The following is a 16,198-nucleotide window of genomic DNA, read 5'->3' as shown; positions in this document are numbered from 1 at the left end:
AAACGCTAAATCAAGAATATTAGTGAATCAAACCGTTCTGCACGGCAAACTTGATCAAAGCTGGCGTATTTTTCGACTTCGTCTTATCGATCAAATTCTGTCTATGCCCTTCAACCGTTCTTTTGCTCAGGAATAGCTTCTTCGAGATTTCTAAATTAGTATAACCCTCACCTAAAAGCTCTAACACTTCCAGCTCTCTGGAAGTCAAATCAAGCTCGCTAGGGTCTAAATTGACCGGCTGATTGTTGTTTCGAACGATGGCTTTCTCAATAAAACCCATAGACAGCTCCTCGCATAAGTATCGACCACCCCGCATCACATGCTGAATAGCAAACACCATTTCTTCCGAACCAACGTTCTTGATCAGATAGCCCTTAGCGCCATATTCAAATGCTTTAGCCACATGTTGATCACAATCTAACATGGTCAAAACAAGCACTTTTATCTGAGGATAGCGCTCGCTAACCTCCCGAATCAATTGCAGCCCGTCGATATCTTCCATACCGATATCTGTTATGATGACATCAACTGTTAATCCAGCGGCCAGTAAATTTAAAACCTCTCTCCCATTATTGACGTCGCCGATAACCTGGAAGTCTTGTTGCGAGTCGAGTAATAACTTGATCCCGTTTCTAACGACCAAATGATCTTCCGCTAATAATATCTTCACCTCTGCCATTCTCTATTTAATTTTTAATGTCACTTTCACCTGGGTTCCTTGTTCAAGATCCCGAATTTCTAGCGTACCTTGATACCGCTCTACCCGGCTTTTAATGCTTTGCAAACCAATACCATTTCTTAAACTTTCTTCCAACTTGGATTGAAACCCAACCCCATTGTCGGTAACTTCAATATTGACTTGTTCCGTATCACACCTTGTCTTAACAATAACCTGACTAGCGGAGGAATGTTTCATTGTATTGTTCAAGAGTTCTTGAATGACGCGGTAAACGACCAGCAAAAAATCTTTGTCTAACCCCTCTTGATCTTCACAGATATAGCATTTCACTTGGAAATCGGAAGTAGAAACCCGCTCGCACATCGATAGTATGGCGGCTTTGAGGCCGAAATCATGAAGAACCGATGGCACAAGATCTACAGAGATATTACGGACCTGAAAGATGGCATCGTTCAACATCTTTTTTATCGGAGCGATCTCATTCGCCAGCGCGTCGTTCTCCGAAGCAATATGCTGTAGGTTTAGACGTATGGCGTAGAGTATTTGTGCGACACTATCATGTAATTGCTGCCCGATGCGAATACGCTCCTGCTCTTGTGTCTCAATGATGGTTTTGTATAGCTCTTTCTTCCCCTCGATCCAATTCGGGTCCGGATAAAAACCTCGATCGAACATCAGCAAACAGTACTGGTCCTCATCGAACTGATTCGTAAACTTCTTGACATAGGTATCCACAGGCAAAAAGCTATTATCCTTCTGTATAAAATTTAAAGAAAGGATAAGCGGATCGTATAAAGAATCTCGGTTCTCAAATACAGCTTTGAGTTTTAGCGCATCTTCGCCATCCAAGAACTCAAAAATATGACGCCCCAGGATTTGCAGATGCTGTTGACCAAAGAGCTTTAGAAAACGATCATTGACGCGAAAAACCTGAAAAAACTTATCCAGAAAGACATAGGCGAAAGGCCCATCTTTAAAGAATAGATCAATATTCAACATTGTTTTTTGCGACTCCTCATCAAAGAGCGAGTATTGCTTCATATTGAAATCACTGTTCAAATTGTTTTCCTCCAGCGGTAGCATTTTAAAGTGTAGTATAGTGCGTTATACAATTTTAATACTTTAAATTGGTAGATAAGGGTGATTCACGACATTCCCTTTTGTTGGTAATTTTTATAAGATAAGAAAATCATTATCCTACTAAAACTCTTAAAATTACAGAAAATTATCCTTTAGAATCTACACTCCAAGGCTCTAGAGAAACGTTTTCCGTATTAATAAACCTATTTCACGTATTTAACGCAAAATGTTGTTATAATCTCAGCCGAATAAAAAAGCTTAAGTCTATTTAAACGTGGAAATGAGCATTATTATTTTGCTATCCAATTTAAAATCAGGTCAAAAGCATTCCTCAATCGGCTTAATCGCTATTAATAATTCTTGCATTTCGTTTTAGAGCTCAAATCAGTATTTTTTCGGACTACAAGTATTTATACCCGTTTTAAATTAGGCGCCAAACACCATAAAACATACTATAAATCAATACGTTATATATGTACATCAATTAAACACTATAAGACTACTAGATATGAAAACGACCTTAAACACCACTATCTTGGAAAACTCGCCGATACTGAAACGGCTAGCTAACAATTTCACCAATGATCCCTTCGAAAAAGAAGATCTAGTGCAGGAAACGTTTATTCGTTCGCTAAAGTCATTAGAAAAATTTGTTAATCACCCAAAGCTAGTTTCTTGGCTTTATGTGATAATGAAAAACATCTATCTCAACAAATACCGTCGCGAAGCCATCCACCGTATTGCTGAAAAGGAAATTACCTACACCCAATCAGCCAATAACAGAATAAAAAACAAAGCAGAATCGGACTTCGTCGTTAAGGATGTACAAGACGCTTTACATACCCTGTCTGAAGAGAATTATAAGATTATCAGCATGTACCTCGAAGGCTACAAATACTACGAAATCGCCGACCATATGAATATCAAAGAAGGCACCATCAAAACGAGAATCCATACGATTAGAAAAGTTCTGAAGCGAAAGTTGCGGGTGTATTCGGTTTAGATGTTAGATTTTAGACATAAGACATTAGACGTAAGATATTACACGTAAGACAATTAGAGGGCGCTGACTAGGCGCCCTTGCTTTTTAGCGATACGCTGTCTTTGAACTTTATATTTAGAAAGGAAATTATCTTGATCAGGAAAGGAAAGGTGAAATAATAATTAGGATCGGGTCTGATGTCTTATATCTAATATCTAATGTCTAAAAGAAACACGAGACTGGTACCACTCAAACCCAATGTAAAGCCCTTTCAAACCCAATATAAACCCAATACAAACCCCTATCATAACCGTCTTGAAGCGGGTTTGATAGGGGTTTGAATAAATTAAAAAGGATGTATTATCTGTCCTAGGTTGGTTCTCCCTAGGTATTCCTTCACTATTTTTTGTTTGCTTTGGACATGGCGACTTGGGTTAGTTTTTCGTCAGCATTTTTTTCTTGTTCAAGAATCTCGGCAAAAATCGCCGCTACGTCATCATGTTGCATTAGTTTTGCGTAGGTGGCGAGTGATCCGTACGTGGCAATCTCGTAGTGTTCAACTTTTTGTGCTGCTGCGACCAATGCCGCGTCTAACGCTTCACTTCCTTCAAACTCACTCATAATTTCATCCGCTTCATTCAATAATCCCTCCATGGCCTTACATTTCTTACCACGTGCCGGAAGATCGAGTAGCTGAAACACTTGCTTGAGCTTGTCGATTTGACCTTCGGTCTCTTCTAAATGTTCTTTAAAAGCTTTTTTCAACTCTTCTCCTTCCGCTGTAGAAATCAATTTCTTTAAACCTGCCAGCAGTTGTCTTTCGGCATTGTAAATGTCTTTCAATTCGTCGACCATCAACTCATGTAAATGCGCATTAGGCATTTTTTCACCATTTTGATTCGTTTTCTTACTCATAGTTTTTCCTTTCATTTTTTTTGTTCACGAAGAGTTTTAATTATTGTTACCTACTGAACAGGTTTTAAGCGTATTGGTTAACTCGAATTTTGAATCAGGTACTATTACTTATTTACAGGGTAAAAAGTGCGTAATAGAGCAAGTAGAATACTTAGTTTCATTCGAGCGAAAGCCTTATCGTACCATGATCAAAGAACTTCTTCTCCTGACCCAATCAATCTTTGTTTAAAAAACTTTTTTCCTGACTTTTTTTGGCGATTTTTAATGGAATTATGAAAGTTTTTTCCGCCTTTAACGGCACATTGTCCTCAATTTTTCGTACATTCCGTTAATCTAGCCAACGTCCAAAACATATAACGATGAAGATCTTTATCAACAAATTAATTCCCCAGGAAGGCATGAAGATATTAGCAGATGCGGATATCGACTTATTGATGCCTGAGAATCCGGAAATCAGCTATGACGAATGGATTAGCTATTGTCAGCAATGCGACGCTATCCTTAATATCGGAGCCTATAAGATAGATAAGAAGTTTTTCGACTTATGCCCATCAGTCAAAGCCGTTTCCTTGTTCTCGGTGGGTTATGACCAGGTTGATTTGGAGGAGGCAACCAGGAGGGGCATCCCGGTGTCCAACACGCCCGATGTGCTGAGCAAAGCAACATCGGATGTGGCTTTCTTATTGATGCTGATGGTATCAAGATTAGCGTCCTTTCATACCAATCAAGTACGTCTCGGCGTCCGATTTAAGTATTTTAACCCGATTGCTAATCTAGGCCAAGAGCTGTATGGCAAGACACTTGGGATATTTGGATTGGGCCGCATTGGTGTAGAGATGGCTTTGAAGTGTAAGGCGGCATACGGCATGAATGTCATCTACCATAACCGGAGTCAACATCCCGATTTGGAGAAGCAGCTTGACGCAAAATATGTTTCCTTTGAGGAGTTGCTGCAGCAATCGGATGTGCTTTCTATACACGCCAACTACTCACCTGAATATAAGGGTAAGTTTGATGCCACAGTTTTTAAGCAGATGAAGCCGAATACGATACTGGTCAATACAGCGCGCGGTGGATTTATCAATGAAGACGACCTGTACGAAGCTTTGCAGTCGGAACGCATTTGGGGCGCTGGCTTGGATGTTTCGGACCCGGAACCCATGCTGCCAGACAATCCCTTATTGAAGCTAGAGCGCGTCTGTGTATTACCTCATATCGGGTCTGCAACGGTGGAAGCACGAGGAGGCATGGCAAGAACCGCAGCGGAAAACATCATCGCCTTTATCGAAGGTAAACCAATGCCGACCTGTTTAAACCCAGAAGTGTACAATAAATCCTGATGAAGAAAATATTGATTGCGCCGAATAGCTTTAAAGGTGCGCTTACAGCAGAGGAGGTCGCAACAGCAATTGAAACCGGGCTTAAGGCTAGCAACATTAAAGCGGAACTCATCAAGTTTCCCATTGCTGATGGCGGTGATCATACCTCCTACTTGCTCAGCAAATATTTGAAGGGCAAGATGCAAAAGCGCGCTGTGAAAGGTGCTTACTTGCAAAATACCGAGGCCAATTATGCTTTGATAAATAAGGGCAAGACCGCCATTATCGAAGTAGCCGAAACATCGGGTTTTAAATCGATTTCCGGCAAGTTGCGGAGTCCCGTGGAATCGAGCAGCTTTGGCCTAGGCGAGCTGATCAAACATAATTTGGAACATGGTATTTTGGATTTTGTCATCTGCTTGGGTGGTTCAGCAACTGTGGACGGCGGAATTGGAATGTTGCAAGCCTTGGGAATGGAGTTTCTGGATAAAAATGGTAAAAGAACAGAGGGAACAGCAAAGAACTATAAGGATTTAAAAAGCTTATCGCTCGATAAGTTGAAAAATACGGTCAAAGATGCACGCTTCACAGTGCTTTGCGATGTGGAGAATAAATTATTGGGCGAAGATGGCGCAGCTGCCGTATTTGGTCCTCAAAAAGGAGCTAGCCCTAAGGATGTGAAGACCTTGGAAGCGTTTCTGACGCATCTCGATGAGCTAACAGATGTGAACATCGGCAAGTCGTTAGATGCTGTAATTGGCGGCGGAGCCGCCGGAGGTCTGGGCGCTGCTTTTAAGGTATTCTTGAATGCCGAAATGAAGAAAGGCGCGGCTTATTTTTTCGAACTTACACAGATTGAAGAACAGTTAAAAGAAGCCGATTGGGTCATTACCGGCGAAGGGAGTATAGACTCGCAATCTTTGGAAGGAAAAGCACCAGTCGTTTTAGCGCAACTCGCAAAGAAATACAAAAAACCTATTATCGGCTTGGCCGGGAATATCCCACTGCAGATTGACAAAGAGCTGCAGGAGCATTTTTTAGCTTTACTTGCGATCGGAAACCGCCCGGAGGATTTGGACATTGCGATAAAACATACAGCGGAAAATTTAACAAGAACAGCAAAACAATTGGGTTTATTGTTGAGTTATTGATTTAGATATTAGACATTAGATTTTAGACATCAGACATTAAATATTAGACCCGATCCTGCTAACCCTTAAATCCTTCCTTTCTTGGTTCAAAGACGCCTCTAATATCTAACGTCTAACATCTACTGTCTAAATCAAAAAACATCGGCCGCAAACTATAAGTTTGCAGCCGACAAAACATCACATGATTGAAACAAAAACGATCTTTATTAAAAATATCCATGCTGTTGCACATCGCCGTAGTTCAATGCAACCTCTAAACGCTTCACGATAAATATTCCAGCTTTTGAGACTACGCTTATCTGATTTTCGCCTTGCTGTAAGGCATTCTGCGGAATTTCATAAACATATACTTCTTCTCCATCCTGCAGACCTTTAATGCGGTCGTATTGAACGGCTAAACTGCTGTCTAACGGTTTTACTTCTTTATTGTTTACCGTCAGGTCCATTCTTGCTTTTTTGTCCGTACGGATAAAAAGAAGGCGGGATTGAAGGTTCTTATTATTCGGATGGTCTCCTACAAAGATTCCGATATTACTTTTCTTGCCATTACCACAAGCCATCGGCAAATCGGCAATTTGCAACACGCCATAAGCGTTCGTCACGCCGTCGGAAGCACAATAAATCTTATTTCTACTGGCTAACAGTGTCGGGTCCCCCAGGTCGGTCAATAAGCGCTGGGATCTTGTTCTACTTACCAATCCACTCGCATTTAGCGCTTTGGAGTAGTCTACTTTTGCGTCGTTTTCAAAGTAGAAGTTAAACAAGTATAAGCCATCGCCGCCTTGTCCCAGGATATGTGATGCCATTCCGCGATACATGCCTTCAGAAAAGAATTCGCGTGGTTGATACCCTCCATCGTCGATAGAGCCGTATACCGGTATGGTCCTTTTGAAGCCTTGGAAAAGGTCTTTCTTAAATTTCGCGATTGGCGTCGCGGTTTCACCTCGCCAATGTGCGCCAATGGAAATAAAATCGACCAATCCTTGGCGATGCCATTCGCGAATGTCAATGCCTTTTTCCAAGCATCCTTCTACCGTTATCGGGACACGAACGGAAAGCAGGATATCCTTTTTCCGCACTGCCGAAACGGAGTCTACCATTTGGCGTACGGATTTAACGAAGGAGGTGATCAGATGTGATTTTGCAGGTCCCTCCCCTGTTTTAAATAGCACGATAAAACGCATAAAGTCTAGATCATAACCATCGATCTGCGGATATTTCTCTAGCTGCTCGCGGATAAGATTTAACTTATGCTGGCGAACTTCCTTGTGTGTGAAATCTAATGCCTGGGCGCTATTCATCCCTTGTGTGGGGTCGCCGGTATAATATTGTGGATTGTTATACCAGAAGTCTGGATAGGATACCCGACAATTGCTTGCGGTATCTGCGAAATGCAGGTCGTTGACCCGAAAGCTGATGAAAGCTTCCATTCCGCGTTGCTTGGCGCGGGTTAAGGAAGCATCGATAATATCTGTGCCTTCTTTTTCAAGACTAAGGAAGTTGTTGTAGTAATGTTTAAAAGCGTCGCGCTCGGCAGTGCTTTTGTTGCAGGATAGCGTGCCATTGAGGTCATCGCCAAAGGTGCGCTCGTATTTGGATCGATAGTAAACAAAGTCGCTACCGGTGCACATCATGTAGGTGGTTACGACCTTGCTATCGGCTACGATGTCGACATAGCGGTTGATATCTGCACGCGAGAGGTTGCCCTTGCGGTTAAACCACATGTTGGCCAGAGCATCGGTGCCATCGTTGTTATGAATAATACGAAAACCCTTCGCCTTTTGCTGTTCTTTGGGTTCTTGAAAGGACGTGAATCCTACAAAGAAAAGAACAGCAAAAAAAGACGTTAATAGGGCCTTGTGGTTTAGGTTGATTGTCATTATTAAATGCTTTTGAGAGGGTTAATCTCAGTGCTCTCTTGGAGCTTGTAATACAATAATAGTTAATTGAAACGAGGGAACTGTCCTGTGCTTACCGCCTACTTTCCCTGGTTTAAAAGTTTTGGATTCGGTCGGATAAACAAAAGGGACAATGCCGAAAGAATAATCATTCCCGACGCGAATTGAAATATGGTATGCAGGTCAATATTGGAGTCACGTAGTGCGCCTCCAAAATAAAGCCCTAGTCCACCGACCAATGTTCCGCAGAAATTTAGGATGCCATATCCTGTCGCCCGATACTTTTCTTCAACGACCATACTAAGAATAGGCATCGTGTTCGTGTCAACGAATGACTTGCAAAATGAGTATATGATAAAGCAGAGTATCGAAATCGACAGCACATAGGAATAATTGGCCATAAAGATTGCAGGCGCCGCAAGACACAGTCCTATAAACGGAATGTAGATTCTCGCTTTGCTATTCTTTCTGCTCCAAATATCGGCTAAAACTCCGCCTGCCAATACACCAAATATGGCAGCCGTAAAGACATACCCTGTCGAATAAACCCCAGCTTGCGTTTGCGTAAGATTGAACTTCTCTTGGAAATATGTAGGGAGCCAGCCGACGATCAGCCAGCCTACAATACTAATAAATCCAAAAAATGCCACGATAAAGAGGAAGGATCTGTTACCTAGCAATACTTTTAAGGATTCCAAGAATCCTGCTTTAGGTTTTTCAACCGTATCGACTTCCGATTCGCTCCTAGGAACATCTTTTATCAAAAATAACATTGCCACGGCATAGCACATCCCAAAAATCCCGAAGATCGTAAATGCGTAGTTCCAAGTATGATTTTCCGCTAACCAGCCGCCAACAAAGCCTAGACTCTGCCCTAACATAATACCGGCCATATGCACACCCGTCGCTAAGGATCGGGTCGGTCCTTTATGGTAATCCATGATCAGCGCTAATGCGGCTGGGATATAACAAGCTTCACTGATACCCATTAATGCTCGCGTAATCAAAAGCTCATTAAAAGTTGATGCATAGGAGGTCATCCAAGTAACCAAAGACCATACAAATAAACTAAAGAGGATAACACGGCTGCGGCTGTATCGATCGGCTAGGTAGCCTGCAAAAGGGCTGAAAATACCATAGACCCACAGAAATACCGCCGTTAGTAATCCAAACTCAGCATCGCTCATCGGGATGGAATCAACGATAGACGTCCGCATCGTCGTAATCATCGTCCGATCGATATAGTTTAGCATCGCGATGATAAATAATAGACCGACTATTAACCAGGCACGGAATTTACTGGGAGGACTTTTGGCTGTTAAGGTGAAGCTCATAATGAATGTTTATTTGGTTAAGTATTAGGTATATGCTCTACATTTCTGCTAAGGCTTGATCAACGGCACGAATAGCTTGATCGATTTCTTCTTCAGTATGCACGGCACTGATATACCATAATCCCCTTCCGATTACGCGAATCCCTTGATCCTGAAGTGCCGCAATAAATCTTCCGAGCTTTACTTTATCTGCTCGCAGCGTATCACGATAGTCGGTCAGTTCATCCAAATCTGTAAAGAGCGTAACGAACATTGGTCCCAAACCAAATACTTTTAAGTTCTGTTTATATTTCTGCGCTGCATCTTCAATACCTTTCATTAACGTCTTGCCCAAATGAAACATCCGTTCATAAGGATTCTCTTCCGCTAATACCGTTATTGTTGCTAATGCTGCTGCTATCGTCGGGTTACTGGAATTCATCGTTCCAGCATGGATTACCTGAGAATTGGAGATACAATCCATCCAGGAAGTTTTGCCGACTATTGCGCTGATTGGATAGCCACTACCCATTGCTTTCGCAAAGATGGAAAGATCTGGAGTAACCTTATAATGTGCTTGAGCCCCCCCTAGACCTAAGCGGAAGCCGGTGATTACCTCGTCGAGAATAAAAGCAATTCCATAGTCGTCGCAAAGCTTTCGGATACCTTCTAAAAAGCCTGGCTTTGGAGCGATACAGCCATTATTGCACATTACAGGTTCCGTAATGATGGCAGCAAGTTCATGATGATGCTGCTTAACGGTTTCTTCAAGGAGCGCTAAGTCATTCCAAGGAAGAATGATAAATTCGTCTCTACTTTCCGGGGAAATTCCTTTAGACCAGGCATGAGCCGTAGGTTTTGAGCGATCGCCTAAATCTTCGATACTCGGCGTCGAAATTCCCCAAGCCACATTGTCTAGCCAGCCATGATAATGCCCTTCGAATCTTAAGAACTTATTCCTTCCCGTTTTTGCCCTAGCAACGCGGAAAGCAGTTTGTACGGCCTCCGACCCATCGAGACAAAAGCGGATCAATTCTGCTGAAGGTATTAACTCGCATATCTTTTCGGCTAAGATGACTTCCTGTATATGCTGGCCAGCGTAAAGCTGCCCTTGATCAGAATAACTATTCACTGCCTCTAATACCCGAGGATGCGAATGGCCCAAGATCAGTGGTCCTTGACTAAGAGTGAAGTCTAGATACTCATTCCCGTCGACATCGATTATTTTAGAGCCTTTTCCTTCTTTATAGAATATCGCATGCGGGTGATTATATTTTCTAAACTCTGAAGATACACCGCCCGCTAATACTTTCGAAGCACGCTCAAGGAGCTTTTTAGATTCCGTAAATTGGTTCATGTTATTTCTTAGATTTAAGTTTTTTTAAGTCTATTGCTAGTATGCTGTTGGTTCTTACCCCCGGACCTACCTCTCCTGAGATCAGATAGTAATAACTCCCATCTTGAACGGAAGGCAGCGTCAATCGTATTTGTTCCTTTGCTAAGTCGCCAATGATTGACCATTTATCAGCTTTTGTGTCATATTTAAGCACCTGAGGAAGGAATCCTGGATGTGTCGCGGGATCAGCATATTGCGCCGTCTGCTGATCTAGTCCACCAAATAACAGAATATCCTTAGTTTTAAGGTCATGGGCTGCAGACAATGGGCCTGCGGCCATTCCTTGAGGCATGTCGGCTAGTTTTTCCCACTTTGCTTTTTCAATATCTCGCGATGCATCGTTCAGGTTAATTCGATAAGCATCTTGCAGAATATTTCGTTTAATTTTCCTATCATTCTCTGCAACTAGCTCGATCCCGGAAAAGAGATAAAACTCCCCGTCCAGCTTTGCACTGACGGCATTTATCCGCTTGGCTCCTGGGAAAGTAGGCAAGTTTGACCAACCCTTTGTCTTTAAATTGAAGAGCAGGACTTGGTCGGTTGGCATTCCATCTAATTTACTGGATCCCGCAGCGAGCACGACGTAGTCGCCAATCCTTTCTCCGCACATATTCACCATTGCAATCGGCATATCAGCCCAAGTATCCAACTTCCATTCTTTGTTTTCTTTATGCAAATAGTATACAGCCGCAGAAGGTACATTGTCTTGTTCTGATCCTCCGAAAAGAATCGCCCCGTCACGATACGGCACCGTAACACCATAGGCTAAGTTTTTAGGAAGTTGGAGACTAAGCTTCTCCCATTTCTTTTTGGCAAATGAATAAACGAAAATATGGTTGTGCCATGCTTTTTTCCCACCTTCCCAAGGCATCTTGTCCAGAAAGTTCGCTCCCCCTGCTGCAATCAGCTCATCGCCGACCTTTGCAGCGAACATACCTGCAAACCCTCGAGCGTCAGGTAAAGGACTAATAAAATCTGTTGAGGACGGCAGCACAGTTTGACCTGCACTCTTTTCAATGTGCAAAAGCATCGTAAGTAGCATCATAAGTGTAATTATAGATTTTGTCATAGGAGTAATAGTTTACCAACTTGTCCATCCACCGTCAACTAACAGGTTATGGCCAGTGATGAAAGAAGAGGCCTCAGAAGCAAGGAAAACGATTGGTCCGGCAATATCCTCGTCATTAGCGAAACGTCCTAACGGAGTCAATCTTTTATAGTTGTCGACAAACTCATTTTCGCCAAAGGAGGACGCTACGCCTGGCCCATAGCCTCCAGGACTTAGGCAGTTGCAACGGATTCCAAACTTGCCATAGTAATTTGCTATCCATTTTGTAAAGCCAACCATCGCCCACTTATCGTAGGTATAGTTGATCGGGCTTGTCATACCGGTCTGACCGTATACAGGAAAATTGGGCCCCACAGCCCCCTGTATAGATCCAATATTAATGATATTACCCGTTCCAAGCTTTTGCATCGTAGCAATAACAGCCTGCGTTAAAAGCATGAGACCTGTGCTATTGATCGCCTGCGATTGTTCCCATTCTTCTTTACTTATATCTGCGAGGTTCTTAAAACCCTCACGAGTTACCGCGTTATTAATCAGGACGTCGATTCTTCCAAATCGTGCGATCACCTCGTCTACCAACTTATTTATCGATGCCTGTTGGGCCAGATCTAAGTGAAATGCCACAGCCTCATAGCCTTGTTCATTTAACTTATTAGCGTATTGTTGGCAAGATGGTAGATTTCGCGAGGCAATTACGAGGCTTGCCCCGGCTTGCGCCAATGCATGAGACATCGGCTTCCCAAACAAACCAGTCCCTCCTGTAATCAGTACAACCTTATTATTTAAGAAAAAGCGATTCATTGTTACATTTTCCATAGTCTCGGCGTTAATAGGTGTTCAGGCACTTCTGCAAACAGTGTTGTTATTTTATTCAATGTATCCTTTGGAATCTCAGGTCCGTTTTCTAGGGATATATTTTCCATCAATTGTTCTTCTTTATCCGGTCCAATTAGTACACTTGTCACTCCTTCCATGTCTCTGATGTAAGAGAAACAAAGTTGACTGATGGACATATGCGCATCTACAGCTATGGCACTGAGCGATTTTAAGAATGGCTTCGCTTCCACTAAATTTCCGGTCAAATGATCCGGATCTTGAAGGAGAAGTCCTTTCAGGTAAATACTGCGGACGAAAATCGTCTTCTTGCGATCCACGAGTTCCTTCCAAAGATTTGTAGACGTTAGACGATGATCTAAAATGTTAATCGGTATCTGGAAAGCACTGTAGATATCATCATCGATGAAATGACGGATTTCTAGAGGGTGGTCAACGGATACGCCCGCCTTCTCTATTAGATTCAATTCTTTAAGACGCGCGAATACCTTCGGCAAAATCCCTTTTACTGATTGAACATCAAAGGAAGAAACCATATGAAAAAGACAGATGGGCAATTTTGATAACTTGAGCTGCTGTAGGGACGCTCGAACACTTGCAAGGGCTTCTACTAAAGCTTTTTCATCATCATGACAAGCTTCATTCGACCATTTAAACTTTGAAATAATTACCGCATCCCTAAGCTGATCTTGTTCAATTAGATTACCTAATAATGATTCTGCCGTGCCATATTCGCGAGCAGTATCAAATGCAGTAATTCCTGCTTGATACGCTTTCTGAATAATATCCGAAGCAGAAGATTTAGCGACAGGCAGATTGTCGTCAAAAACGACATAAGGTAATCCTAGTGCTACCGTTCCTAAGGTTAACTTTGATATTTTCTGCGTTTCGTCGGCGGCGGACTTCCCTCGCTGAATAATACGAACTCGACCAGGACCAGGTTCCCCTTCTCCTCCCGTTAAAACGATACAGTCATCATTTACGTATATGTTGCTGCAGCGTGTAATCTGACTATCGAAGCTATCTAAGCGTTGCTCTTCAATATCATAGCAGTGATATTGCCTCATTCCGTAATGTGCAATCCAAAGCTTTCCATCCTCTTCTAAAAAAAGACCATCCGGTAGATTCCTTGCTTCATCAGCAGATGGATGCGAAGGCAGTTTCACTAAGGTACTCACCGGATGGTTGGGTTGGTTGAGGTTGATTTTGATTATTCTATTCTTATAACTTTCTGCCACATAAAGGCAGTTTCTTTTTTTATCAAAGACAATTCCATTGGGGTAATCCAACTGATTGGCAATGACGCTTGTTTCTCGAGACTTATCGATAAATAGAACGGCGCCGGCGTATCGCACAGAGTCGGTAAAATACATCCCTTGATCGCCAATCCAAAGGTCGTTCGGACATGCAACAAGGTGTCCATCAACCTGACCTTGAAAGTAGGTCTCCATGTGATTACCATGCTGGTCGAAGCGCTCGATACTGCCCTCCAAACTATTACAGATAAAGTGTTCCTGATTACTCGAGATAAACTGGCCGTTTGGACTGGTACATGTTGCCCATACGGAAAATTCATTGTCACCGTCGTATTTCAAGATTTCTTTGCCCAACAGGTTCGTTACGTAGATATTTCCATTACTATCGATGACAGGCCCTTCCGTATAAAAATCAGTTAAAATCGTTATATCCTTCTTTGCATCCATGTTATTTACTTGTTAAAGATTCGAATGGTATCATCGGGCGCCTTCGATATTGATAATGGTATTGCGTTGCATCTGCATTACTCTCGCCGGGCGTTTGGATCTTGAAATAATTGGGGCAGATATTTTGATAGGCAGCGATCGGAGCATTTACTCCTTTAGCGACGATCCAGTTTAATTGTGATAAGTCGATATCGAAAAGCTGAAGTTGCTGGCTGCTAAATGGAGGAACTCGCTTGCTAGTAAATACAATGTAGTTTCCCAATTCAGTTCTGGCGAGCACAACTTTCCCCATATCATAGGAAGTCTGTCCTCCATGCCGAGGCGTGCTTTCGCTAAACTCACCATCTCTTATTTCCAATATTTCTACAACATATCGCTTTAGAGGGTTTCCCCCAGTATCGTCATTAAGAGAGAGTTCGGTTTTACTGCCAACAGAGAAAGTTTTAAGATGATCAACTTTCATGGGATCATAGATTACGATGATGCTAGAGGAGCAGTTGTTCTTTTCTAGAGCATGAAATAGAAAGGAGCTATTTCCAAGTGCCCCAGCACCCACATTATCGCCCATATCCAGCAACAACACAGGCTTCTCTAAACTTTTATCATTTTCTAGCACATCCTCAATCAATACACGCTTTCCAACAAATTGCTCGTAGTAGCTCTCAAATAGTTCCACAATGTCTTGCTGAAGTTGACTAGTATCGAAATCACGTTCTGTGATCAAGATTAATGAAGTCCCCATTTCCTCCACATCAGCATACGGAAAACCCAGAATAATACTGTGGGAAATAACCGGTAGATTGTTCATTAAGCCAGCGACCTTATTGTACAAGGACAAGCAGGGTTCCACCGCAGTTTCCTGTTGTTCTAAGCTTAAGGAAGCGGGAAACATGAGCAGTTCCTGTTTGATCTCAAGACCTTCAGCTAATATCTTCTTCATTAATCCAGCGACCTTCCCTCCTGTCTCCTTCTGATCCAGGTGCGGATTCGTGCTATATGCGATCATGGCATCCGTTGCGCTCGCCATCTTCTGGCTTACATTCGCATGTGGATCCAGGCTTGCGATCATCGATACATTATTGCCGACAAGAGCTCGAATTTCTGACAGCCAATAACCATCAACATCTCTAATCTCTTCGCCCGTAGCTGCACCATGAGCCACACAATATATTCCATCCAGTGGCAAAGCTGATGCTACGGCCTGACATAACTCTTCAGTCAGTTTTAAAACCACATCTTTATTGATTTTACCAGATGGGATGGCATCCGCAACTATCAGCGGGATAAGCTCAACATCGTCGTTATTGATTTCTTGAAGAAAACCTGCGATTTCATGATGAGCATTTTCAAAGCGTTCAATGATCTCCGTATTTCTGAAAATATGCCCATCTGCAAAGTTTTCCCATAAAGTAGGGATTGAGCTGAATGTATTTGACTCATGATAAAGACCAACGATTGCAATCCTCTTTTTCATAAAGTCTATTTTATGAAAGCAGTTGCATCTACTTCAAACTTTAAAATTGTTCCTAAACAACCTATTAACGTTGTTCTTGCAGGAAATGGGGCAGAAAAATACTCTCTATAGATTTCGTTGAACTTCAACAAGTCCTTTTCATCCGCCACATAGTTACGAACCTGAACGATGTCTGCCATCGTTAGTCCTGCAGCTTCGACAATACGTTTTAAATTATCAAATGAACGTCTACACTCATTTTCAAAAGTGTCATTTACTATCTTCCCTTCCATATCAACGGACGCTTGTCCAGAAATAAACAAAAACTGACCGCACTTAACCCCCGGAGAAAACGGCAAATGACTCTGTGGTACGCCCTCTCCAAAAACAAATTCCTTTTCCATGA

Annotated in this window: 14 protein-coding genes; 3 read left to right on the top strand and 11 right to left on the bottom strand. The window is 42.4% G+C overall.

The features are described from left to right. Positions 1-19: 19 nt before the first annotated feature. Entirely contained in the window at positions 20-679 is a 660-nt protein-coding gene (locus QYC40_RS04270) for a response regulator transcription factor (protein ID WP_301992586.1), read from the bottom strand. Positions 680-682: 3 nt separating this feature from the next. Next, entirely contained in the window at positions 683-1,762 is a 1,080-nt protein-coding gene (locus QYC40_RS04265) for an ATP-binding protein (RefSeq protein WP_301992584.1), read from the bottom strand. A gap of 505 nt (positions 1,763-2,267) precedes the next feature. On the opposite strand from QYC40_RS04265, the gene QYC40_RS04260 reads away from it, so the two are divergent. Next, positions 2,268-2,762 (top strand): RNA polymerase sigma factor, encoded by a 495-nt coding sequence (locus QYC40_RS04260; protein WP_301992583.1) that lies wholly within the window; start codon positions 2,268-2,270, stop codon positions 2,760-2,762. A gap of 378 nt (positions 2,763-3,140) precedes the next feature. Here QYC40_RS04260 and QYC40_RS04255 read toward each other — a convergent pair whose 3' ends face one another. Next, on the bottom strand, positions 3,141-3,656 hold the full coding sequence (locus QYC40_RS04255; RefSeq protein WP_301992582.1) for a ferritin-like domain-containing protein: 516 nt from the start codon (positions 3,654-3,656) through the stop codon (positions 3,141-3,143). Positions 3,657-4,015: 359 nt separating this feature from the next. Between QYC40_RS04255 and QYC40_RS04250 the strand changes: the two genes are divergently transcribed. Both QYC40_RS04250 and QYC40_RS04245 read left to right on the top strand, forming a co-directional pair. Further along, on the top strand, positions 4,016-4,996 hold the full coding sequence (locus QYC40_RS04250; RefSeq protein WP_301992581.1) for a D-glycerate dehydrogenase: 981 nt from the start codon (positions 4,016-4,018) through the stop codon (positions 4,994-4,996). Then, positions 4,996-6,126 carry a glycerate kinase gene (locus QYC40_RS04245; protein ID WP_301992580.1) on the top strand — a complete coding sequence of 377 codons (1,131 nt, stop codon included), beginning with the start codon at positions 4,996-4,998 and terminating at the stop codon, positions 6,124-6,126. The genes QYC40_RS04250 and QYC40_RS04245 overlap by 1 nt, the downstream gene beginning before the upstream one ends. A 206-nt stretch (positions 6,127-6,332) precedes the next feature. Here QYC40_RS04245 and QYC40_RS04240 read toward each other — a convergent pair whose 3' ends face one another. From QYC40_RS04240 to QYC40_RS04205, 8 genes are all read right to left on the bottom strand, one after another. Beyond that, positions 6,333-8,006, bottom strand: a complete 1,674-nt coding sequence (locus tag QYC40_RS04240) for a hypothetical protein (protein WP_301992579.1) — start codon at positions 8,004-8,006, stop codon at positions 6,333-6,335. Positions 8,007-8,104: 98 nt separating this feature from the next. Then, complete coding sequence (locus QYC40_RS04235) at positions 8,105-9,358, bottom strand: MFS transporter (RefSeq protein ID WP_301992578.1); 1,254 nt, start codon at positions 9,356-9,358, stop codon at positions 8,105-8,107. Positions 9,359-9,395: 37 nt separating this feature from the next. Then, entirely contained in the window at positions 9,396-10,694 is a 1,299-nt protein-coding gene (locus QYC40_RS04230; RefSeq protein WP_301992577.1) for an aspartate aminotransferase family protein, read from the bottom strand. A 1-nt stretch (position 10,695) separates the two neighbouring features. After that, entirely contained in the window at positions 10,696-11,802 is a 1,107-nt protein-coding gene (locus QYC40_RS04225; protein WP_301992575.1) for a hypothetical protein, read from the bottom strand. 12 nt (positions 11,803-11,814) lie between these two features. Further along, the gene (locus tag QYC40_RS04220) at positions 11,815-12,618 is read right to left on the bottom strand and encodes an SDR family oxidoreductase (protein ID WP_301992574.1); all 804 of its coding nucleotides are present in this window, start codon (positions 12,616-12,618) and stop codon (positions 11,815-11,817) included. Next, positions 12,606-14,339: an aldo/keto reductase gene (locus tag QYC40_RS04215; RefSeq protein WP_301992573.1), complete on the bottom strand. Its 1,734-nt coding sequence runs from the start codon at positions 14,337-14,339 to the stop codon at positions 12,606-12,608. The genes QYC40_RS04220 and QYC40_RS04215 overlap by 13 nt, the downstream gene beginning before the upstream one ends. A gap of 1 nt (position 14,340) precedes the next feature. Further along, positions 14,341-15,813: a M81 family metallopeptidase gene (locus tag QYC40_RS04210; RefSeq protein WP_301992572.1), complete on the bottom strand. Its 1,473-nt coding sequence runs from the start codon at positions 15,811-15,813 to the stop codon at positions 14,341-14,343. Positions 15,814-15,818: 5 nt separating this feature from the next. Then, a complete protein-coding gene (locus tag QYC40_RS04205) occupies positions 15,819-16,196 on the bottom strand; it encodes a RidA family protein (protein WP_301992571.1) in 378 nt (125 codons plus the stop codon). Between the last annotated feature and the right edge of the window lie 2 nt (positions 16,197-16,198).

Source organism: Sphingobacterium sp. BN32, assembly GCF_030503615.1.
In the GTDB taxonomy this organism is placed as follows: domain Bacteria; phylum Bacteroidota; class Bacteroidia; order Sphingobacteriales; family Sphingobacteriaceae; genus Sphingobacterium.
Note: the sequence above shows the minus strand (reverse complement) of the source record. Positions and strands in the feature narration are given on the sequence as shown.

Excerpts from the sequence above, each read along its gene's own strand:
- QYC40_RS04270 (WP_301992586.1), bottom strand. The coding sequence starts at position 679 with ATGGCAGAGGTGAAGATATTATTAGCGGAAGATCATTTGGTCGTTAGA.
- QYC40_RS04265 (WP_301992584.1), bottom strand. The coding sequence starts at position 1,762 with ATGCTACCGCTGGAGGAAAACAATTTGAACAGTGATTTCAATATGAAG.
- QYC40_RS04260 (WP_301992583.1), top strand. The coding sequence starts at position 2,268 with ATGAAAACGACCTTAAACACCACTATCTTGGAAAACTCGCCGATACTG.
- QYC40_RS04255 (WP_301992582.1), bottom strand. The coding sequence starts at position 3,656 with ATGAGTAAGAAAACGAATCAAAATGGTGAAAAAATGCCTAATGCGCAT.
- QYC40_RS04250 (WP_301992581.1), top strand. The coding sequence starts at position 4,016 with ATGAAGATCTTTATCAACAAATTAATTCCCCAGGAAGGCATGAAGATA.
- QYC40_RS04245 (WP_301992580.1), top strand. The coding sequence starts at position 4,996 with ATGAAGAAAATATTGATTGCGCCGAATAGCTTTAAAGGTGCGCTTACA.
- QYC40_RS04240 (WP_301992579.1), bottom strand. The coding sequence starts at position 8,006 with ATGACAATCAACCTAAACCACAAGGCCCTATTAACGTCTTTTTTTGCT.
- QYC40_RS04235 (WP_301992578.1), bottom strand. The coding sequence starts at position 9,358 with ATGAGCTTCACCTTAACAGCCAAAAGTCCTCCCAGTAAATTCCGTGCC.
- QYC40_RS04230 (WP_301992577.1), bottom strand. The coding sequence starts at position 10,694 with ATGAACCAATTTACGGAATCTAAAAAGCTCCTTGAGCGTGCTTCGAAA.
- QYC40_RS04225 (WP_301992575.1), bottom strand. The coding sequence starts at position 11,802 with ATGACAAAATCTATAATTACACTTATGATGCTACTTACGATGCTTTTG.
- QYC40_RS04220 (WP_301992574.1), bottom strand. The coding sequence starts at position 12,618 with ATGGAAAATGTAACAATGAATCGCTTTTTCTTAAATAATAAGGTTGTA.
- QYC40_RS04215 (WP_301992573.1), bottom strand. The coding sequence starts at position 14,339 with ATGGATGCAAAGAAGGATATAACGATTTTAACTGATTTTTATACGGAA.
- QYC40_RS04210 (WP_301992572.1), bottom strand. The coding sequence starts at position 15,813 with ATGAAAAAGAGGATTGCAATCGTTGGTCTTTATCATGAGTCAAATACA.
- QYC40_RS04205 (WP_301992571.1), bottom strand. The coding sequence starts at position 16,196 with ATGGAAAAGGAATTTGTTTTTGGAGAGGGCGTACCACAGAGTCATTTG.